The organism is Streptomyces sp. CC208A (genome assembly GCF_030010625.1).
GTDB lineage: Bacteria > Actinomycetota > Actinomycetes > Streptomycetales > Streptomycetaceae > Streptomyces.
Window position 1 is genome coordinate 13,596 of record NZ_JASCXN010000020.1, and the last position, 19,249, is coordinate 32,844.

Genomic DNA, 19,249 nt, shown 5'->3' on the forward strand with positions numbered 1-19,249 from the left:
GGGTGATCGAGACCTCCGCCGCCGACACCCCGAAGCTCACGGGCCGTGGCGCGGCGCGCCGTTCCGCCCTCTTCGAGGACCTGGTGGCCCTGCTCGTCGGCGAGGGCTTCGCCCGGCTGACCCTCGACGACCTCGCCGCGCGACTGCACTGCTCCAAGCGCACCCTGTACGGCCTGGCCGGCAGCAAGGAGCAGCTGGTCCGGGCGGCCGTCGTGCACTTCTTCCGGCGCGCCACCGCCCGCGTCGAGGCGGTGCTCGCCGCCGCGAGCGGGCCCGCCGAGCGGCTCTCCGCCTATCTGCGGGCCGTCTCCGCCGAGCTGGCCCCGGTCTCCCCTCAGTTCTTCGACGACGTGGCCGCCTTCGAGCCGGCCGCCGAGGTGTACGAGCGGAACACCCGCGCCGCCGCGGGCCGGGTGCAGCAGCTCATCGAGGAGGGCGTCCGCGCCGGTGTCTTCCGGGAGGTCCACGTGGCCTTCGCGGCCGACGTCATCGCCTCCGTCATGGTTCGCATCCAGCGGCGGCAGGTGGCCGCGTCCACCGGTCTCGCGGACGCCGAGGCGTACGACCAGCTGGCCGAGCTGCTGCTCAGCGGGCTGCGCCGGGCCTGAGCCCGCCTGAAAGGAAGAGGTCCTAGGCGACGGAGCCGATGCGGCCCGCGACCGGGGCGTCCGGGCCGTCGTGGTGGATGGGGGTGTGGGCGCCGGTGAGGGAGACGCCGCTGCCGCCGCGGCGGTCGGCGACGATCTCCGCGCCGATCGACAGAGCCGTCTCCTCGGGGGTGCGGGCGCCGAGGTCGAGGCCTATCGGGGAGCGCAGGCGGGCGAGTTCGAGTTCGGTGACGCCGACCTCGCGGAGCCGCTTGTTGCGGTCCTCGTGGGTGCGGCGGGAGCCCATCGCGCCGACGTAGGCGACGGGAAGCTTCAGGGCGGTCTGGAGGAGGGGGACGTCGAACTTGGCGTCGTGGGTGAGGACGCAGAGCACGGTCCGGGCGTCGACCTCCGTCGACTCCAGGTAGCGGTGGGGCCAGCCGACGACGACCTCGTCGGCCTCGGGGAAGCGCTGCTTCGTCGCGAAGACCGGGCGGGCGTCGCAGACAGTGACGTGGTAGCCGAGGAACTTGCCGACCCGGACGAGGGCGGAGGCGAAGTCGATGGCGCCGAAGACGATCATGCGGGGGGCCGGGACGGAGGACTCCACGAGGAGGGTGAGCGGCTGTCCACAGCGGCTGCCGTCCTCGCCGATCTCCACGGTGCCGGTACGGCCGGCGTCGAGGAGGGCCCGGGCCTCGGCCGCGGCGGTGCGGTCCAGCTCCGGGTGGCCGCCGAGCCTCCCCTCGTACGAGCCGTCCGGGTGGACCAGGAGCGCCTGGCCGAGGAGCTCCTCGGGGCCGGAGACGATCCGGGCCAGGGCGGCCGCCTCCCCGGAGGCGGCGGCCGCGAGCGCGGCGGGGAAGACCCCGCCGCGGACCGGGGTGACGAGGATGTCGATGATGCCGCCGCAGGTCAGGCCGACCGCGAAGGCGTCCTCGTCGCTGTAGCCGAAGCGTTCGACGACGGTCCTGCCGTCGTCGAGGGCCGCCTGACACAGCTCGTACACGGCGCCCTCCACGCACCCGCCGGAGACCGAGCCGATCGCCGTGCCCTCGCTGTCGACGGCGAGGGCGGCGCCGGGCTGCCGGGGCGCGCTGCCGCCGACGGCCACCACGGTGGCCACGGCGAAGTCGCGTCCCTGCTCGACCCACCGCTGCAGCTCTTCGGCGATGTCCAGCATGTCGGTCTCCTTGGCTGAGTGGGGAGGGCGGCCGGTGGGCGTCAGCTGACGCCGAGCCAGCCCTCGATCGGGTGGAGGGCGAAGAACACGATGAAGATCGCGGTCAGGCACCACATGAACGCGCCGACCTCGCGGGCCTTGCCCTGGGCCACCTTGATGACGGCGTAGGCGATGACGCCGGCGGCGACGCCCGGGGTGATGCTGTAGGTGAACGGCATCAGGACGACGGTCAGGAAGACCGGGATCGCGACGGAGCTGTCGCCCCAGTTCACGTGCTTGGCGTTCATCATCATCATCGCACCGATGACGACCAGGGCGGCGGAGCCGACCTCACGGGGCACGATCTGGGTGATCGGCGTGAAGAAGAGGCAGGCCGCGAAGAACAGGCCGGTGATCACCGAGGAGAAGCCGGTACGGGCGCCCTCGCCGACACCGGTGGCGGACTCCACGAAGACGGTCTGGCCGGAGGCGCCGGAGACGCCGCCGATCGCGCCGCCCGCGCCGTCGACGAACAGCGCCTTGGACAGGCCGGGCATCCGGCCCTTGTCGTCGGCGAGGTTGGCCTCGGTGCCGACGCCGATGATGGTGGCCATGGCGTCGAAGAAGCCGGCGAGCACCAGGGTGAAGACGATCACGCCGACGGTGATGTAGCCGACGTCGCCCCAGCCGCCGAAGTCGACGTCGCCGAAGAGCGAGAAGTCCGGGGTGGAGACGGCGCTGCCCTTGAGCTCCGGGGCGCCGTTGGCCCAGGCGCCGGCGCCCTTGGCCGGGATGTCGGCGACCGCGTTGACGATCAGCGAGATGACGGTGCCGGCGACGATGCCGATGAGGATGGCGCCCGGGACCTTGCGGGCCTGGAGGGCGAAGATCGCGAGCAGGGTGGCGGCGAAGATCAGGACGGGCCAGCCGACCAGCTCACCGCCGGCGCCCATGGTGACCGGCGGGCCGAACTCCGGGCCCGCGCCGACGAAGCCGGCCTTGTTGAAGCCGATCAGCGCGATGAAGAGGCCGATGCCGATGGTGATGCCGTGCTTGAGCGGCAGCGGGATGGCGTTCATGATCATCTCGCGGAGACCGGTGACCACCAGGAGGCAGATCACCAGACCGTAGACGACGCACATGCCCATGGCCTGTGCCCACGTCATCTGGGGTACGACCTGGGTGGCGAGCACACCGGAGACGCTGAGTCCCGCCGCGAGGACGAGCGGCACCTTGCCGACGAAGCCCATCAGCAGGGTGGTCACCGCCGCCGCGAGGGCGGTCGCCGTGATGACGGCGGAGGGGGCGAGGACGTTCTTGTCGACGTCCGGGCCTCCGAGGAGGATCGGGTTGAGCAGGAGGATGTACGCCATCGCCATGAAGGTGGTGACGCCACCGCGGATCTCCGTGCCGACGGAGGATCCTCTCTCCGAGATGTGAAAGTACCGGTCGAGCCAAGACCGTCCGGCGGGGTTGCGCGAGCCGGAGCCCGCGTCCTCCGCGGCGGTCTTGGGCTCCACAGACGACTGGGTCATGGGGCCTACTCCCAAGGTTCAAAGGGGCACCCGCACGAGGGGGGACTCGTATCAGCGGGATTTGGGAACTGCTGTTGGCTGCACGACCCGGGGGACGGCCCGAGACGAACGGGTACTGCGGGTACTTCTGGTACTTCGGGTACTGCGGGTACTGCGGGTACTGCTGGGGTGGTACGACTCCGGGCGGTGCGGGCGGGGAGGGACGTGTGACGTTCCGGGGGAGGCACGCACCGCCCGGAGGGTCCTACAGGGTGCCGGTGAGCGCCTCGGGGCGGACCGGCGTCTTGTTCAGCTCCAGACCCGTCGCCGCCCTGATCGCCGCGAGGACGGCCGGAGTGGACGACAGGGTCGGGGCCTCGCCGATGCCCCGTACGCCGTACGGCGCGTTGGGGTCGGCCAGTTCGAGGTAGTCGACCGGGATGGTCGGCGTGTCGAGGATCGTCGGGATCAGGTAGTCCGTGAAGGAGGGGTTGCGCACCTTCGCGGTCTTCGGGTCGACGATGATCTCCTCCATCACCGCGACGCCCAGGCCCTGGGTGGTACCACCCTGGATCTGGCCGACCACGGAGAGCGGGTTGACCGCCTTGCCGACGTCCTGGGCGCAGGCCAGCTCGATCACCTTCACAAGTCCCAGCTCTGTATCCACCTCCACCACCGCGCGGTGCGCGGCGAAGGCGTACTGGACGTGGCCGTCGCCCTGGCCGGTGACGAGGTCGAAGGGCTGGGTCGGACGGTGCCGCCACTCCTCCTCGACCTCCACGGCCTGGTCCTCCAGGACGTCCGCGATGCTCGCGAGGGCCTCGCCGGCGTCGGTGACGACCTTGCCGCCCTCCAGGAGGAGTTCGGCGTTGGCCCACGCCGGGTGGTACGAGCCGAACTTGCGCCGGCCGATCTCCAGGACCTTCTCGCGGACGAGCGCGCAGGAGTTCTTGATGGCGCCGCCGGTCATGTACGTCTGGCGGCCCGCGGAGGTCGAACCGGCCGAGCCCACCTGGGTGTCGGCGGGGTGGATGGTGACCTGCTGGACGCCGAGCTCGGTACGGGCGATCTGGGCGTGGATGGTGACGCCGCCCTGGCCGACCTCCGCCGCGGCGGTGTGGACGGTCGCGACGGCCTCGCCGTTGATGACCTCCAGGCGGATCCGCGCCGTCGAGTAGTCGTCGAAGCCCTCGGAGAAGCCGACGTTCTTGATGCCGACCGCGTAGCCGACGCCCCGTACGACCCCTTCGCCGTGCGAGGTGTTGGACAGGCCGCCCGGCAGCGCGCGGACGTCCGCGCCCTCGCCGGCGGTCTCCCACTGGCGCTCCGGCGGCAGCGGGCGGGCCTTGACCCGGCGCAGGAGTTCGGCGACCGGGGCCGGGGAGTCCACGACCTGCCCCGTCGGCATGATCGTGCCCTGCTCCATGGCGTTGAGCTGGCGGAACTCCACCGGGTCCATGCCCAGCTCGGCCGCGAGCTTGTCCATCTGGGCCTCGTAGGCGAAGCAGGCCTGGACCGCGCCGAAACCGCGCATGGCGCCGCAGGGCGGGTTGTTGGTGTAGAGGCCGATCGCCTCGATCTCGACGTCGTCGATGACGTACGGGCCGACCGAGAGGGAGGAGGCGTTGCCGACGACCGAGACCGTGGAGGAGGCGTAGGCGCCGCCGTCCAGGACGATCTTGCACTTCATGTGCGTGATCTTGCCGTCCTTGGTGGCGCCGTGCTCGTAGTAGAGCTTCGCCGGGTGCCGGTGGACGTGCCCGAAGAAGGACTCGTACCGGTTGTAGACCATCTTGACGGGCTTGCCGGTGCGCAGGGCGAGCAGCGAGGCGAGGATCTGCATGGAGATGTCCTCGCGGCCGCCGAAGGCGCCGCCGATGCCGGCCATGGTCATCCGGACCTTGTCCTGGGGCAGGCCGAGGCAGGGGGCGATCTGCTCGCGGTCCGCGTGCAGCCACTGGGTGGCGACGTACAGGTCGATGCCGCCGTCCTCGGCCGGCACGGCGAGGCCGGACTCGGGGCCGAGGAAGGCCTGGTCCTGCATGCCGAAGGTGTACTCGCCCTTGACGATGACGTCGGCGCGCTTGGCGGCCTCGTCGGCGTTGCCGCGGATGATCGGCTGGCGGTGCACGATGTTGGGGTGCGGGACGTGGCCGGCGTGGTGGTCGTCGCGGTTCTCGTGGACCAGGATCGCGTCGGGGGCGGTGGCCGAGGCCTCGTCCGTGATGACCGGGAGCTCCCGGTACTCGACCTTGATCTTGGCGGCGGCGCGGCGCGCGGTCTCCGGGTGGTCGGCGGCCACGAGGGCGACCGGCTCGCCGTGGTGGCGGACCTTGCCGTAGGCGAGGACCGGGGTGTCCCGGAACTCCAGGCCGTAGTTCTTGGCGGCCGGCAGGTCCTCGTGCGTCAGGACGGCGTAGACGCCGTCCATCGTGAGGGCCTCGGAGGTGTCGATGGAGACGATCTCGGCGTGCGCGACGGTGGAGCGCAGGACCTGGCCCCACAGCATGTCCTCGTGCCACATGTCCGAGGAGTAGGCGAACTCGCCGGTCACCTTGAGGGTGCCGTCGGGGCGGAGCGTGGACTCGCCGATGCCGCCCTTGACGTGGTTCTGGGTGACGTCGGTGGGGGTGCCCACCGGTACGGTACGGGTGTTCTGAGCCATCGTCAGACCGCCTCTCCCTGGCGTTCCTGGCGAGCGGCCGCGAGGCGGACCGCGTCGAGGATCTTCTCGTAACCGGTGCAGCGGCAGAGGTTGCCGGAGAGCGCCTCGCGGATGTCCGCGTCCGTCGGGGACGGGTTGCGCTCCAGCATCTCGTCGGCCGCGACGAGCAGGCCGGGGGTGCAGAAGCCGCACTGGACGGCGCCGGCGTCGATGAACGCCTGCTGGATCGGGGAGAGTTCCACACCCTCACCGGTCTGCGAGTCCTGGGCCGGCTTGGCCTCCCAGCGCTTGGCCTCGTCGAGCGAGGTGCCACAGGCGCCGGAGGCACAATTGCCGTGCTCCTCGCGCTCCTTGGCGAACTCCGCCAGGCCCTCGACGGTGACGACCTCGCGGCCCTCGACCTGGCCGGCGGCGACCAGACAGGAACAGACCGGCACCCCGTCGAGGCGGACCGTGCAGGAGCCGCACTCGCCCTGCTCGCAGGCGTTCTTGGAGCCGGGCAGGCCCAGCCGTTCGCGGAGCACGTAGAGGAGGGACTCGCCCTCCCAGACGTCGTCGGCTTCCTGCGGACGACCGTTGACCGTGAAATTGACGCGCATGGTTATGCAGCTCCCTCAAGCGTGCGGCCGGTGCCGCGGTACTGCTCCCAGGTCCAGCCGAGCTGGCGGCGGGCCATGATGCCGACGGCGTGGCGCCGGTACTTGGCGGTGCCGCGGACGTCGTCGATCGGGTTGGCGGCGGCCGAGCAGAGGTCGGCGAACTGCTTCGCGATCGAGGGGGTGATGATCTTGCCGTTGTCCCAGAAACCGCCCTCCTCCAGAGCCGCGTTGAGGAAGGCCTCGGCCTCCTTGGCGCGGATCGGGGTCGGCGCGGCCGAACCGATGCCGGTGCGGACGGTCCGGGTCTCGGGGTGCAGGGCCAGGCCGAAGGCGCAGACGGCGATGACCATCGCGTTGCGGGTGCCGACCTTGGAGTACTGCTGGGGGCCGTCCGCCTTCTTGATGTGGACGGTCTTGATGAGCTCGTCGGGCTGGAGCGCGTTGCGCTTCACGCCGGTGTAGAACTCGTCGATCGGGATGAAGCGGCTGCCGCGGACCGACTCGACCTCGACCTCGGCGCCGGCGGCGAGGAGGGCGGGGTGCGCGTCACCCGCCGGGGAGGCGGTGCCGAGGTTGCCGCCGACGCCGCCGCGGTTGCGGATCTGCGGGGAGGCGACCGTGTGCGAGGCGAGCGCCAGGCCCGGCAGCTCGGCCCGCAGGTTCTCCATGATCTGCGTGTACGGAACGGAAGCGCCGAGTCGGACGTTCTCCTCGCCGACCTCCCACTCGCGCAGCAGCTCGATGCGGTTCAGGTCCAGGAGGTACTCGGGGCGCCGGTGGTCGAAGTTGATCTCGACCATGACGTCGGTACCGCCGGAGATGGGGACGGCCGTGGGGTGCTCGGCCTTGGCGGCGAGCGCCTCCTCCCAGCTGGCGGGGCGAAGGAAGTCCATGGTGGCTCTCTTCTAGTGATTCCGGGGATCGGGGGCGGACGACGGGGCCCTGCGGGACGTTCGGCCCTCGACTTCGTGTTCATGTCCTGTTCACGCGGTGTGTGGCCTAGTACACAAGGCCGCCGGGCCCGTGTGCAGTAACCGAAACCATGAAGGAGTTGGCCGGTGCCCCGGCACGTCTTGTAGATTCGAACGAAAGGCGGGGAACGTAAACCTCGCTGTTTTCCCCTGGAAACAGTGGCACCACCCCACCGTCGACAACGGGACACACACGATCACCGGAACGAAGGAACGGCGGCGAGACCATGCGGCTGCGCGCACTGCTGGAGAACGACGCGCTCGGGCTGCGCCTCCTGGGCGGCGAGGACGAGCTGGACCGCTCCGTCCGTGGCGTGATGACCACGGACCTCAAGGACCCCAGTCGGTACCTGTCCGGGGGTGAGCTGGTGCTCACCGGCCTGGCCTGGCTGCGGGAGGCGGCCGACGCCGAGCCCTTCGTCCGGATCCTGGCCTCGGCCGGGGTGGCCGCGCTCGCGGCCGGCGAGGCCGAGCTGGGCGACATCCCCGACGATCTCGTACAGGCGTGTTCTCGCCACCGTCTGCCGCTTTTCGCGGTCAACGAATCCGTTGCGTTCGCGACGATCACCGAGCACGTTGTTCGACAGGTCTCCGGCGAGCGGGCGGGCGACCTGGCGGCCGTCGTGGATCGGCACAGGCGGCTGATGACCTCCGGTCCCGCGGGGGGCGGCCCCGAGGCCGTCCTCGACCTGCTCGGCTCCGACCTGGACCTGCGGGCCTGGGTCCTCTCCCCCACCGGGCGGCAGATCGCGGGCGCGGGCGAGCCGCTCGACCCGGCCCTCGCCGCCGGTCTCGCGGGCGAGCACCTGGCCGCCACCCGGACCGGCCGGCGCGGCCCGCACCGGCTGACCGTGAACGGCACCGCGTACTCGCTCTTCCCGATCCGGAACGCCGTCCGCGCCGCCGGGCCCGCCGCCAGGGACGTGCGCGAGACGGTCCTGTCGGACTGGCTGCTCGCCGTGGAGGCCGACGCCGGGGAGTGGCCCGCCGCCCGGCTCGACCTGCTCCAGGGCGTCACCCAGCTGATCGCCGTCGAGCGGGACCGGCGCGACGCGGCCCGTACGGTGCGGCGCAGGCTCGCCCAGGAGGTCCTGGAGCTGGTGCAGACGGGCGCCGCGCCCGCCGAGATCGCGGCCCGCCTGCGGGTCGCCGCCCCGGTGCTGCTGCCCGGCCTCGGCACCGCCCCGCACTGGCAGGTGGTCGTCGCCCGCGTCGAGTGGGACCAGGAGGGCGGGCAGGCCCCGGTGGAGTCGGGCCCGGTCACCCAGGCGCTCCTGGAGGAGATCCTGGTGGACCCGGCGACCGTCGGCGCGGAGTCCGCCGACCGGATCGCCGTCGCCCACACGGGCGACGAGGCCATCGCGCTGGTGCCGCTGGCCGCGGGACCGCTGCCGGAGAGCGAGGACGACGGCCCGGCCCCCGCCCTCGGCCTGCACGCGGACGCCCTGCTCTCGGCGGTACGCGCTCCGCTCTCGTCCGGCCTCGCCGACGACGGGCGGCTCACGCTGGGCGTCAGCGCCGCCGTGCACTCGGCGGAGGGCCTGCGCGGCGCCCTGGAGGAGGCCCGGCACGCCCGCCGGGTGGCCGCCGCCCGTCCCGGCCGGGTCTGCGCGGCGGGCCACCACGAGCTGGCCTCGCACGTGCTGCTGCTGCCCTTCGTCCCGGACGACGTGCGGCGCGCCTTCACGGCCCGGCTGCTCGACCCGCTGCGCGACTACGACCGGCGCCACCGCGCGGAGCTGATCCCGACCCTGGAGGCGTTCCTGGACTGCGACGGCTCCTGGACGCGCTGCGCGACCCGGCTGCACCTGCACGTGAACACGCTGCGCTACCGGGTCGGCCGGATCGAGCAGCTGACCGGCCGCGACCTGTCCCGCCTGGAGGACAAGCTCGACTTCTTCCTGGCCCTGCGGATGAGCTGACCCCGCTCCGGACGGCTTTGACACGCTCCCGGAATTCACTCCTTCGGTTGAGTCCGAAGGAGTGAGGGAGGTCCCCTCCGCCCGCTCTTCCGGCGGGGTCCGACACCTCGTCACTCTCCCTGATCACCCCTGTGATCACGGGCCCCAGCACCCTCTGACGCCCCGTCGGCCCCGGTCCCGACGGGGCGTTCCACACCTCCCCAACCTTTGTGAAATTTTTCACCCGACCCCTTGGCCGGGTACGGCCGTTCGTGCTGAGATGCCGTCCTACTCAACAGCTCGATGGCGCGCTCGGGGAGGGCAATGTGGCGGACACCGCCATGTCTGGTTCCGAATCAGGGGGCGGCGAGAACCCGTCCCTCGCCTACGGCGAGGAGACTCCGGTGGAGACCGCCATATGGCGGCTCCGCTCCCGCGGTTGCTGGTCCGACGCGGCGGCGCTGCTCGCCCACCGCGCCCACGAACCGGCCGCCACACTCGAACGGGCCGCGCTCCTGATCGAGCGCTGCCTCTACACCGAACGGGGCTGGGCCGAGGCCGAGGAGGCGCTGCGCACCGCCGAGGCGGTCGCGAGCAGTGACGAGGAACGCGGGGCCGCGGCCTGCGAACGCGGCTACCTCGCCTACGCCTCCACCCTCCTCGGGGTGCGCGACCGGGCCGACGAGGCCCGGATGGCGCTCGGCCGGGCGGCGGCGCTGATCGCCCCCTCGGCGGCGGGCCGTCCGCTGCTCGACTACCGGCGCGGCCTGATCGCGCAGAACCTGGGCGACTCCCCGCAGGCGGCCCGCGCCGCGTACCGCCGTGCGCACGCCGGGGCGACGGCGCAGGGCGACTCGCTGCTGCTCTCCTCCACCTGGCGCCACCTCGCCGGACTGGCGCTGCGCGAGGGCGAGTTGGCGGAGGCCCGGCACGGCTTCGCCGAATCGCTGCGGATCCGGGAGGAGTTGGGCTACCTGGTCGGTACGGCTCCGGCGCTGACCGCCCTGGCGGACACGGAGACGGAACCGGAGGCGGGCCGGCTGCGCGCCGAGGCCCGCCGCCTCTTCCGCCTCCTCGGCGGCGTACCGACCTGGCTGGCAGGGCAGCTGACACCCCGCACAGCCATGTGACGGTACGTCACCTCCCCTGCGGCTCCAGGCAGATGAGACTCTCGTCGGTGCCGACCAGGAGCGCTCCGGTGACGGTGACGGCGACGGCGCGGACGGCGGGCCCCGGGCGGAAGGCCCGGCGCCGGCCGCCCTCTGCGGGGATCAGCTCCACCCGGCCGTCGGCCCAGGCGACCGCGACCAGCGGGCCGCCCGGGGTGGGGGCCGCGTGCAGGGCGACGACCGGCGCACGGCGCTCCGCGAGCGGTTCGGAGACCGGGGCGCGGCCCGGCGTCCAGAGCCGTACGGTGCCGTCGGCGCCGCCCGAGCAGACGAAGGGGGTCTCGGACTCGACGGCGGTCACGGCGGTGACCCGGCCGCTGTGCGGGGCCGCCTGGTGCAGCCCCGTCACCCCGAAGGCGTGGACGGAGCCGAGCCGGTCCCCCACCACCACCGAGCCCGCGATGGCCGCGAGCGCCGTGCCGGGGTGCCGGGACAGGGTGGTGGAGACGGCGTCGGTGAGCCGCTCCAGATAGGGCGGGCGGGGCGCGGTGCCCCGTACGGTGTGCAGCCGGCCGCGCTCGTCGAGCAGCAGCACCGTCCCGTCGGCGGTGGGCGCGAGGGCGGTGATCCCGCCCGTGACCCGGTGGGCGAGCCGCCCCGCGACGGAGGCGTCCGCCTCCCGCAGCAGCCGGACCGTGCCGGTGAGGTCGCCCACGAGCACCAGATCGGCCGAGGGCCCGCCCGCCGTCGCGCCGAGCACCGCGACGGGCCCGGGCCACGGCGGGGCGACGTCCCCCCGGTGCCGCGCCCACCGCACCCGCCACGGCGCCGGCGCGGCCTGCTCGGCGAGGGCCGGCCGCAGCCGGGGGTCGGCGCCGTCGCCGAGCGCGCTGAGCAGCACCAGTGCCCGCCCGGCCGGCCCGTCCGCCGCGCACAGCGCCTGCCCCACCCGCAGCCACGCGCCGCGCAGGCCCCCGTGGTCGTCGGCCGTGGCCGTCGCGTAACCGGTGGTGACGAGGAGCGGGTCGGCGGCGCAGACGGCGACGGGATCGGAGAGGTCGGGAAGAGCGGGGGCGGATGGCGCCGGCGCCGCGTGTCCGGCGGGCTCATCGGAATCGTCGAGGTCGACGACGGTCGTACGGGCGGCCTCCGGCGGCCGGACGCCGGTGCGGACCTCCACCACGAGCCGGATCCGTCCGACCTCGGCGAGCCCGCCGAGCAGTTCGGCGACGGCGCCCGGCTCGGCCGCGGCGTGCAGATCGGTGAGGAGCAGCACGGTCCGCCCGGTGCGGCGGGCCTCGCTCGTGGCGAGCGCGTGGACGAGGTCGGCCGGGGTGCGGGCCACCACGCCGAGCCGGTTCGCGAGCGTCCAGGCCACGCCGAGGGCGCTCTGCCCGGCGAGCGGGACGAGGACGCGGTCGGTACGGGCCCTGCCCCCGCGGGCCCGGGTGCCGTGCGTGGCGAGCCACCCGAGGAGGGCGGTCTTGCCGCTGCCGGACGCGCCGGTGACCAGGCAGAGCCGGGGGGCCTCGGGGTCGGTGAGCCAGCCGAGCAGCGCCGTGGCGGCGGGTTCCGTACCGGTGGGGGAGGGTCGGCGTCCGTCCGCGGGGGACGGGGTCGCGGACGGCATGGGGCAACCTCACGGGCGGCGCGGTACGGACGGCTGTCGCCCTTGACCTTAGTGGGCGCGGACCCCGCGGGCAGGGTCCACGGCAGGGCCACTCAGCCGTCGGCCCCGGTGAAGTGCTCGCGGACCAGGGCCTCGACGACCGGGAGGTCCTGGGCGGCCAGGGCGTCGAGGAGGGCGGTGTGCTCGGCGGCGTCGGCGACCAGGTCCGCGTGGCGCGGAACGGGGGCGCTGAGGAGGGGCCACTGCGAGCGGCGGTGGAGGTCGTCGGCGACGGCGAGGAGCTGCTGGTTGCCGGCGAGGGCGAGCACCGCGCGGTGGAAGGCCCGGTCGGCCTCCGCGTAGTGCGCCCGGTCTCCCCGGGCCGCCGCCGCGCCGGTGGCCTCGGCGAGCGGACGGAGCGCGGCCCAGTCGCCGGGCGGGACGGTACGGGCGAGGCGCAGCATGACCGGGACCTCGATCAGGGCCCGCACCTCGGCCAGCTCGGCCAGCTCGCGGGGGGTGCGGACGACGACGCGGAAGCCGCGGTTGGGCACGACCTCGACGGCGCCCTCGACGGCGAGGCGCTGCATGGCCTCGCGGACGGGGGTCGCGGAGACGCCGAAGCGCTCGCCGAGGACGGGGGCGGAGTACACCTCGCCGGGCCGCAGCTCCCCGGAGACGAGGGCGGTGCGCAGGGCGTCGAGGATCTGCCCCCGCACGGAGTGCCGCTGGACGGCCCGCGGCCCGTCGCCGGGAGAGCCGGGAGAGAAGAAGGGCGTCTCGCCGTGGGTGTGCTCGCCCCGCACCTGCCTGGGGACCCGTACGGCGTCGGGCGCGGCCTCGTACGCCTCGCCCGCCCGCGCCTCCCCGGGGTCGCCGAATCGCACGGACGGTCCTTCCGTCGCCCGCTCGCGCGCTGCGCCCTGCTCCACCCGGGTCCTCCTGCGGCCTCGTGCCGGGCCCGGCTCGCGATACCGGGGTCCCCTGTGCACCATAGGCGAACGGACCGTTCCGCGGGACCGCGCCCTTCCGGCGCAGGTGGGAGCGGGTCCGCCGGTGGTGAGACGCGATGCCGTTTCGGGTAAGGTAAGGCTAACCTGTCAACGATCGCGATTCGGTGGTCCCCCATGGCCGTCCCCGCCCTGTTGCCCTCCCCCCTCGCCTCGCCCGTCGCGGCCGCGTACGCCCGGCTGGCCGAGGTGTTCCCGGGACTGCGCGCGGAGGAGACGGCCGGGGGCGCGCGGCCGCCGCAGGGCGCCGGCTGGGTCCGGGCCGAGGAGCTCGCGGCCGGCGGGGCCGCCCTGGACGCCTTCCTCGCCTGGGACAACACGCAGGTGCTCCGCGACCACGGCCGGCAGGCCCGCCCCGACGTCGTCGCGAGCTTCGGACTGCACCGCTACGCCTGGCCCGCCTGCCTCCTGGTGACCGTCCCCTGGTTCCTGGACCGCCGGGTCCCCCGCCTCCCCGTCGGGGCCGTCTCCTTCCAGCGCGCCCTGGGCCGCATGGCGGTCCGCGTCGAGGAGTTCGCCTGCCTGCCCGGCGATCCCGCGGCCGCCCTGCCCGGCGCACGGGTGGTCGCCGGTGAGGACGCCCTGCGCGCGGAGGTGCGCGCCTCGCTCGCCGAGCACTTCGAGGCCCTCCTGGACGGCTTCGGGCCGCGGATGCGGCGGGGCCGCCGCGCCCTGTGGGGGATGGTGACGGACGAGATCGTGGAGGGCCTCTGGTACGTCGGCGCCCTGCTCGGCGAGGAGGAGCGGGCCATGGCCGAGCTGGAGGAGCTGCTGCCGGGCACCGCCGGGAGGAGGCCGGAGAAGCCGTACGCGGGCGGAGCGGGCTTCCGCGCGCTGGCCGGGGCCCCGGCGCCGGACGGCACCCCCCGCGCCACCCGGGACCGGGCCGCCTGCTGCTTCTTCTACACGCTGCGCCCCGAGGACACCTGCCTCACCTGTCCGCGCACCTGCGACGCGGACCGAGCCAGGCGGCTCGCCGCCACCGCCTGAGGATCACACCACCCGTACAGGTGACTCGAATCGAACTCAACTCCACACGGTCGGGCGGTCGTTCGAGTAGAAGGTACCTATTCGTATGCCCTGAGCCCCCGTTGGCGTGCTCTTGCCCCGAAACCCCGTGGGCCCACCGATCGGTCGGACAGTATGGGCGGCCAAACGCCCTACTGCGATGCGAGGGACACCGCATGAGACTGACCGACATATCGCTGGACTGGCTGCTTCCGGGCGGCGTGATGGTCGCCGGAGTCCTGACGGCGGTGGCGGTGCTCGCGCGCGGGAAGCGCGCCGGTGACCAGGCCGCGGCCGAGGACTCCTGGGAGCGCAGCGAGGAACGCCGCAGACGCAAGGAGGCCATCTACGGATTCGCCTCCTACGGGCTGCTGTTCTGCTGCGCCGCGGTCGCGGCGGCGCTCTCCTTCCACGGGCTCGTCGGCTTCGGCCGGCAGAACCTCAACCTGACCGGCGGCTGGGAGTACCTGGTGCCGTTCGGCCTCGACGGCGCCGCGATGTTCTGCTCGGTGCTCGCCGTCCGCGAGGCCAGCCACGGCGACGCGGCCCTCGGCTCCCGGCTCCTGGTCTGGCTCTTCGCGGGGGCAGCGGCCTGGTTCAACTGGGTGCACGCGCCGCGCGGTCTGGGCCACGACGGGGCCCCGCAGTTCTTCGCGGGGATGTCCCTGTCGGCGGCGGTCCTCTTCGACCGGGCGCTGAAGCAGACCCGCCGGGCGGCGCTGCGCGAGCAGGGCCTGGTGCCGCGCCCGCTGCCGCAGATCCGGATCGTGCGGTGGCTGCGGGCGCCCCGGGAGACCTTCGCGGCCTGGTCGCTGATGCTCCTGGAAGGCGTACGGACCCTGGACGAGGCCGTGGACGAGGTCCGGGAGGACCGGCGCGAGAAGGAGCAGAACCGGATCCGCCGGCGCGAGCAGGCCAAGCTCGACCGGGCGAGGATCAAGGCACTCAACCGCCAGCACCGGGCCTTCGGGCGCGGTGGACGGCAGGTGGAGGTGGCGGCGCTGAACGCCGCCGGGACCGGCGGGGGCCAGGCCCCCGGGTCCGGGTCGGGTTCCGCGACGGCCGCCGTGCCCGCGGCCGTCGCGGAACCTGCCATAGCGGACCCGGGACAACTGCCGCTCAGGCCCCGGCCCTCCCTGCAAGCCGTCAGGGCGAGTGAGTCACGGACGGTGGACCTCACCGCCGAGGACGACACCCAGACGCTGCCCCGGCTCGACTCCCTGGAGCGCAAACTCTCCGAGATGGAGCGCCAGTTCGGCTAGCAGCCCCGATGCGGCGGGGTCGCCTCAGGCGGCCCCGCCGTTCAGTTCGAACCAGACGACCTTGCCGCCGCCGTGCTCCTCGATCCCCCAGGAGTCGGCCAGCTCCCTGACGAGGAAGAGCCCCCGGCCGTGCGTACCGTCGTCGGCGGGCGGTACGAGCGGACCGACAAGGCCGGGTTCAAAATCCCGGACCTCGACCCGGAGTTGTCCGGGGTCCACGGTGGCGGTCACGACGGCGCCGTGACCGGTGTGGACGAGCGCGTTGGTGACCAGTTCGCTGGTGAGCAGTTCGGCGACGTCACCGGCGCCCGGTCCGCCCCAGGCGCCGAGGAGTGCGCGTAACGCGTGGCGTACCTCCGGCACCGCGGTCAGATCCGCTCCTCCCACCTTCCTGAGCAGTTGAGTCGGCTGTCGTGCCTTCCCGGCCATAGCCCCCACCCACGGTCGTGTCGAACAGGCTCACGGGGAAAGCCTGCCCCGCGAGCCCGCCCGCATGCGCCCGGCCGCGGGCCTCAGGGACGGGGCACGTTGCGCAGGTTGGAGCGCGCCATCTGGAGCATCCGGCCCACTCCCCCGTCGAGGACGATCTTGCTGGCGGAGAGGGCGAAGCCGGTGACCATCTCGGCGCTGATCTTCGGGGGGATGGAGAGGGCGTTGGGGTCGGTGACGACGTCGACGAGGGCGGGGCCCTTGTGCCTGAAGGCGTCCTTGAGGGCGCCGGCGAGGTGCTTGGGCTTCTCGACGCGGACCCCGTAGGCGCCGGCGGCCCGGGCGACGGCGGCGAAGTCGGGGTTCTTGTTGCCCGTGCCGTACGAGGGAAGCCCGGCGACCAGCATCTCCAGCTCGACCATGCCCAGCGAGGAATTGTCGAACAGCACGATCTTCACCGGGAGTTCGTACTGGACGAGGGTGAGGAAGTCGCCCATGAGCATGGAGAAGCCGCCGTCGCCGGAGAGCGAGACGACCTGCCGGCCCCGGTCGGTGAACTGCGCGCCGATGGCCTGCGGCAGCGCGTTGGCCATGGAGCCGTGGCTGAAGGAGCCGATGATCCGGCGGCGCCCGTTGGGGGTGAGGTAACGAGCCCCCCATACATTGCACATACCGGTGTCGACAGTAAAAATCGCATCGTCGTCGGCGAGTTCGTCGACGACGGAGGCGACGTACTCGGGGTGGATCGGGGTGCGCTTCTCGACCTTGCGGGTGTACGCCTTCACCACGCCCTCCAGGGCGTCGGCGTGCTTCTTCAGCATCTTGTCGAGGAAGCGGCGGTCGGTGCGGGCCCGGATCCGGGGGGTGACGCAGCGCAGCGTCTCGCGGACGTCGCCCCAGACGGCGAGGTCGAGCCGGGAGCGGCGGCCGAGGTGTTCGGGGCGGACGTCGATCTGCACGATCCGGACGTCGTCGGGGAGGAAGGCGTTGTACGGGAAGTCGGTGCCGAGCAGGATCAGCAGGTCGCACTCGTGGGTGGCCTCGTAGGCGGCGCCGTAGCCGAGCAGTCCACTCATGCCGACGTCAAAGGGATTGTCGTACTGGATCCACTCCTTGCCCCGGAGGGCGTGTCCGACGGGGGCCTTGAGGCGTTCGGCGAACTGCATCACCTCGGCGTGGGCGCCTGCGGTGCCGCTGCCGCAGAAGAGCGTCACCCGTTCGGCGGAGTCGATCATCCGGACCAGGGCGTCGATCTCGGAGTCGCCGGGGCGGACGGTGGGCCGGGAGGTGACGAGCGCGCTGCCGGCGGTCTTCTCGGGGGCGGGCTGGTCGGCGATGTCACCGGGCAGCGAGACCACCGAGACGCCGCCGCGGCCGACGGCGTGCTGGACGGCGGTGTGCAGCAGCCGGGGCATCTGCTTCGGGCTGGAGATCAGCTCGCTGTAGTGGCTGCACTCGCGGAACAGCCGGTCGGGGTGGGTCTCCTGGAAGTAGCCGAGCCCGATCTCGCTCGACGGGATGTGCGAGGCGAGGGCGAGGACCGGGGCCATCGAGCGGTGGGCGTCGTACAGGCCGTTGATGAGATGGAGGTTGCCGGGCCCGCAGGAGCCCGCGCAGGCGGCGAGGCGGCCGGTGATCTGGGCCTCGGCGCCCGCGGCGAAGGCGGCGGTCTCCTCGTGCCGCACCTGGATCCAGTCGATGGCGGAGTGGCGCCGGATGGCGTCGACGACCGGGTTCAGGCTGTCGCCGACCACTCCGTACAGGCGCTGCACACCGGCGCGGACGAGGATGTCGACGAATTGTTCCGCTACGTTCTGTCGGGCCATGGGTCCATCAACACACGGCCCGGCCGGTCACGCCTCCCAGACCGCCGCTCCCGTACGGTCATCGGCGTACCCCGTCACCCTCAGCTGGGTGTCGGCGAGGAAGGCGGCGAGACCGGGCGGCTCGGCGCCGGTCCACCGGGCCGCCAGTTCGCGGGCGAGGGCGGGCTCGCCGCGCATCGGCTCGGCGAGGCCGGGCGAGGCGAGGAGGAGGGTGTCGCCGGGGCGGGCCACCGAGGCACGGAAGCGGAACGGTTCGGCCGGGGCCGGGACGGGCTCCTCGATGACGGGCCCGGGGGCGGTGGCGATGCCGAGGTCCATGGTGAGCCGGTCGCCCTCCTCGGTCACCTCGGGCGTCCCGTGCGGCGGGGTCGAACCGAAGCCGACGACGGGCGCTCCGGTGACCGACGCGGGGTCGGGGAGCAGCGGCTCGATGTCCTGCCAGGCGCCGTCGCGGAGCCGGAAGAGACCGCCGCCGCCGATGCCGAAGAAGACCCGGGTCCGGCAGTCGGGATCGGCGGGGATCAGCAGACAGCGCAGGGTCGCGGTGTACGCGTCGGGCGCGAGCCCTCTCTCTGCCGCACTGGCCCGGAGCCGTCCGTAGGTGCGGTCGGTGAGCCGGTGGAGCCCGGACTTGAGGTCGCCGCGGCGGCCGGAGCGGATGTCCTCGGAGAGCCGGGCGTGACTGCGGCCGACGGCCTCGCCGATCCAGCGGCAGACGTCGGCGGCGGCCAGGTGGGCCTCGTCGGCGGCGCGGGACCCGGCGGCGACGGCGACCAGGACGAGGGCGGTCTCGTCGTGGCCGAAGCGGGCGGTGAGGAGGGCGTCCCTGCGGGGCTCGCCCCGGTACCGGGCGGAGTCGCCGCGGACGGAGGCGGCGCGGAGGGTGGCGGTGCCGTAGCGGGCGCCGTCGAGGACGGTGTCGGGGACCAGGTCGCCGAGTTCGCCGGGCCGTGCGGTGGGCAGGGCGGTCGGCTCGGCCTCGTACGTGGGCGGTCTGCTGCCGACGAAGCCGCTACGGGGCCGGGGCATGGCGGCGGGCAGGGCCACCTGGACCGTCGGCTCGTGCCCGTCGGGCACCTGCACCTGGACGGTGACGTCCTCGCCCGCCGGCTTCGGTTCCGGCTCGGGCGGGGCCGCGGGAGGCGACGGGAAGGTGCGGGGCCCGCTGACGGGCGCCTCCCACGGCGCGGGCCCGAGCACCGCGGGCGGGACCGTGGGACGGGCCGGTGGCGGGGACGGTACGGCTCCGGGGCCCGGCTCGGCCTCCTTCGCGGGCGGTACGGCCTCCGGCGCCGAGGCCGGACGGGGCGGCGGGGGCAGGACGGACCTGGCCGGGCGCGGCGGCTCGGGCGGGGCCGCGGGAGGTGCCGGGGGCACCGGAGGCAGGGGGGCGGTCGTGGGAGGCGGCGGGGCGGTGTCAGGTGCGGTGGTGTCGGGTGTGGTGGCCCGGGTGGCGGAGGCGAAGCGGGCGTCGAGGCTGTCGCCCGAGGCCGTCGGGGCGATGTCCTCCGCCGCTTCGTCGTAGAGCGCGTCCCACCAGTTGTCCCCCTGCTGAGTCATGCCCTTATTGTCCACCGCGGGCGGCTCGGGAAAACGG

15 protein-coding genes are annotated in these 19,249 nt (G+C 73.6%); 5 read left to right on the top strand and 10 right to left on the bottom strand.

Annotated features, from left to right (window positions below):
* The first annotated feature begins 2 nt into the window (after positions 1 to 2).
* The gene (locus QK442_RS21475; protein WP_282695629.1) at positions 3 to 608 is read left to right on the top strand and encodes a TetR/AcrR family transcriptional regulator; all 606 of its coding nucleotides are present in this window, start codon (positions 3 to 5) and stop codon (positions 606 to 608) included.
* Between the two features lie 22 nt (positions 609 to 630).
* Here the strand turns inward: QK442_RS21475 and QK442_RS21480 are convergent, their stop codons facing one another.
* The 5 genes from QK442_RS21480 to QK442_RS21500 form a co-directional block, all read right to left on the bottom strand.
* Positions 631 to 1,770 (bottom strand): XdhC family protein, encoded by a 1,140-nt coding sequence (locus QK442_RS21480; protein WP_282695630.1) that lies wholly within the window; start codon positions 1,768 to 1,770, stop codon positions 631 to 633.
* A 41-nt stretch (positions 1,771 to 1,811) separates the two neighbouring features.
* Entirely contained in the window at positions 1,812 to 3,284 is a 1,473-nt protein-coding gene (locus tag QK442_RS21485; protein ID WP_282695631.1) for an NCS2 family permease, read from the bottom strand.
* Positions 3,285 to 3,528: 244 nt separating this feature from the next.
* Entirely contained in the window at positions 3,529 to 5,928 is a 2,400-nt protein-coding gene (gene pucD, locus QK442_RS21490) for a xanthine dehydrogenase subunit D (protein WP_282695632.1), read from the bottom strand.
* A 2-nt stretch (positions 5,929 to 5,930) separates the two neighbouring features.
* Positions 5,931 to 6,527, bottom strand: coding sequence for a 2Fe-2S iron-sulfur cluster-binding protein (locus tag QK442_RS21495; RefSeq protein ID WP_282695633.1), 597 nt, complete (start codon positions 6,525 to 6,527; stop codon positions 5,931 to 5,933).
* 2 nt (positions 6,528 to 6,529) lie between these two features.
* Positions 6,530 to 7,420 carry a xanthine dehydrogenase family protein subunit M gene (locus QK442_RS21500; protein WP_282695634.1) on the bottom strand — a complete coding sequence of 297 codons (891 nt, stop codon included), beginning with the start codon at positions 7,418 to 7,420 and terminating at the stop codon, positions 6,530 to 6,532.
* Between the two features lie 305 nt (positions 7,421 to 7,725).
* On the opposite strand from QK442_RS21500, the gene QK442_RS21505 reads away from it, so the two are divergent.
* Together QK442_RS21505 and QK442_RS21510 are read left to right on the top strand one after the other, a co-directional pair.
* Positions 7,726 to 9,420: a PucR family transcriptional regulator gene (locus QK442_RS21505; protein ID WP_282695635.1), complete on the top strand. Its 1,695-nt coding sequence runs from the start codon at positions 7,726 to 7,728 to the stop codon at positions 9,418 to 9,420.
* 320 nt (positions 9,421 to 9,740) lie between these two features.
* A complete protein-coding gene (locus QK442_RS21510; RefSeq protein WP_282695636.1) occupies positions 9,741 to 10,529 on the top strand; it encodes a hypothetical protein in 789 nt (262 codons plus the stop codon).
* Between the two features lie 7 nt (positions 10,530 to 10,536).
* On the opposite strand, the gene QK442_RS21515 is transcribed toward QK442_RS21510, so the two are convergent.
* Both QK442_RS21515 and QK442_RS21520 read right to left on the bottom strand, forming a co-directional pair.
* Positions 10,537 to 12,138, bottom strand: coding sequence for a hypothetical protein (locus tag QK442_RS21515; protein WP_282695637.1), 1,602 nt, complete (start codon positions 12,136 to 12,138; stop codon positions 10,537 to 10,539).
* 92 nt (positions 12,139 to 12,230) lie between these two features.
* Positions 12,231 to 13,004, bottom strand: a complete 774-nt coding sequence (locus QK442_RS21520) for a GntR family transcriptional regulator (protein ID WP_282695638.1) — start codon at positions 13,002 to 13,004, stop codon at positions 12,231 to 12,233.
* A 240-nt stretch (positions 13,005 to 13,244) separates the two neighbouring features.
* Between QK442_RS21520 and QK442_RS21525 the strand changes: the two genes are divergently transcribed.
* Positions 13,245 to 14,117 carry a (2Fe-2S)-binding protein gene (locus QK442_RS21525; RefSeq protein ID WP_282695639.1) on the top strand — a complete coding sequence of 291 codons (873 nt, stop codon included), beginning with the start codon at positions 13,245 to 13,247 and terminating at the stop codon, positions 14,115 to 14,117.
* Between the two features lie 194 nt (positions 14,118 to 14,311).
* Positions 14,312 to 15,397, top strand: a complete 1,086-nt coding sequence (locus QK442_RS21530) for a DUF2637 domain-containing protein (protein WP_282695640.1) — start codon at positions 14,312 to 14,314, stop codon at positions 15,395 to 15,397.
* Between the two features lie 24 nt (positions 15,398 to 15,421).
* On the opposite strand, the gene QK442_RS21535 is transcribed toward QK442_RS21530, so the two are convergent.
* From QK442_RS21535 to QK442_RS21545, 3 genes are all read right to left on the bottom strand, one after another.
* Positions 15,422 to 15,826: an ATP-binding protein gene (locus QK442_RS21535; protein WP_282695641.1), complete on the bottom strand. Its 405-nt coding sequence runs from the start codon at positions 15,824 to 15,826 to the stop codon at positions 15,422 to 15,424.
* 83 nt (positions 15,827 to 15,909) lie between these two features.
* Positions 15,910 to 17,652 (bottom strand): pyruvate dehydrogenase, encoded by a 1,743-nt coding sequence (locus QK442_RS21540; protein ID WP_282695642.1) that lies wholly within the window; start codon positions 17,650 to 17,652, stop codon positions 15,910 to 15,912.
* Positions 17,653 to 17,679: 27 nt separating this feature from the next.
* The gene (locus tag QK442_RS21545) at positions 17,680 to 19,212 is read right to left on the bottom strand and encodes a protein phosphatase 2C domain-containing protein (protein ID WP_282695643.1); all 1,533 of its coding nucleotides are present in this window, start codon (positions 19,210 to 19,212) and stop codon (positions 17,680 to 17,682) included.
* Between the last annotated feature and the right edge of the window lie 37 nt (positions 19,213 to 19,249).

What these genes read in the sequence shown, in the direction of transcription:
- QK442_RS21525 (WP_282695639.1), top strand. Translation starts at nt 13,245, where the DNA reads ATGGCCGTCCCCGCCCTGTTGCCCTCCCCCCTCGCCTCGCCCGTCGCG.
- QK442_RS21485 (WP_282695631.1), bottom strand. Translation starts at nt 3,284, where the DNA reads ATGACCCAGTCGTCTGTGGAGCCCAAGACCGCCGCGGAGGACGCGGGC.
- QK442_RS21510 (WP_282695636.1), top strand. Translation starts at nt 9,741, where the DNA reads ATGTCTGGTTCCGAATCAGGGGGCGGCGAGAACCCGTCCCTCGCCTAC.
- QK442_RS21530 (WP_282695640.1), top strand. Translation starts at nt 14,312, where the DNA reads ATGAGACTGACCGACATATCGCTGGACTGGCTGCTTCCGGGCGGCGTG.
- QK442_RS21480 (WP_282695630.1), bottom strand. Translation starts at nt 1,770, where the DNA reads ATGCTGGACATCGCCGAAGAGCTGCAGCGGTGGGTCGAGCAGGGACGC.
- pucD (WP_282695632.1), bottom strand. Translation starts at nt 5,928, where the DNA reads ATGGCTCAGAACACCCGTACCGTACCGGTGGGCACCCCCACCGACGTC.
- QK442_RS21495 (WP_282695633.1), bottom strand. Translation starts at nt 6,527, where the DNA reads ATGCGCGTCAATTTCACGGTCAACGGTCGTCCGCAGGAAGCCGACGAC.
- QK442_RS21535 (WP_282695641.1), bottom strand. Translation starts at nt 15,826, where the DNA reads ATGGCCGGGAAGGCACGACAGCCGACTCAACTGCTCAGGAAGGTGGGA.
- QK442_RS21500 (WP_282695634.1), bottom strand. Translation starts at nt 7,420, where the DNA reads ATGGACTTCCTTCGCCCCGCCAGCTGGGAGGAGGCGCTCGCCGCCAAG.
- QK442_RS21515 (WP_282695637.1), bottom strand. Translation starts at nt 12,138, where the DNA reads ATGCCGTCCGCGACCCCGTCCCCCGCGGACGGACGCCGACCCTCCCCC.
- QK442_RS21545 (WP_282695643.1), bottom strand. Translation starts at nt 19,212, where the DNA reads ATGACTCAGCAGGGGGACAACTGGTGGGACGCGCTCTACGACGAAGCG.
- QK442_RS21540 (WP_282695642.1), bottom strand. Translation starts at nt 17,652, where the DNA reads ATGGCCCGACAGAACGTAGCGGAACAATTCGTCGACATCCTCGTCCGC.
- QK442_RS21505 (WP_282695635.1), top strand. Translation starts at nt 7,726, where the DNA reads ATGCGGCTGCGCGCACTGCTGGAGAACGACGCGCTCGGGCTGCGCCTC.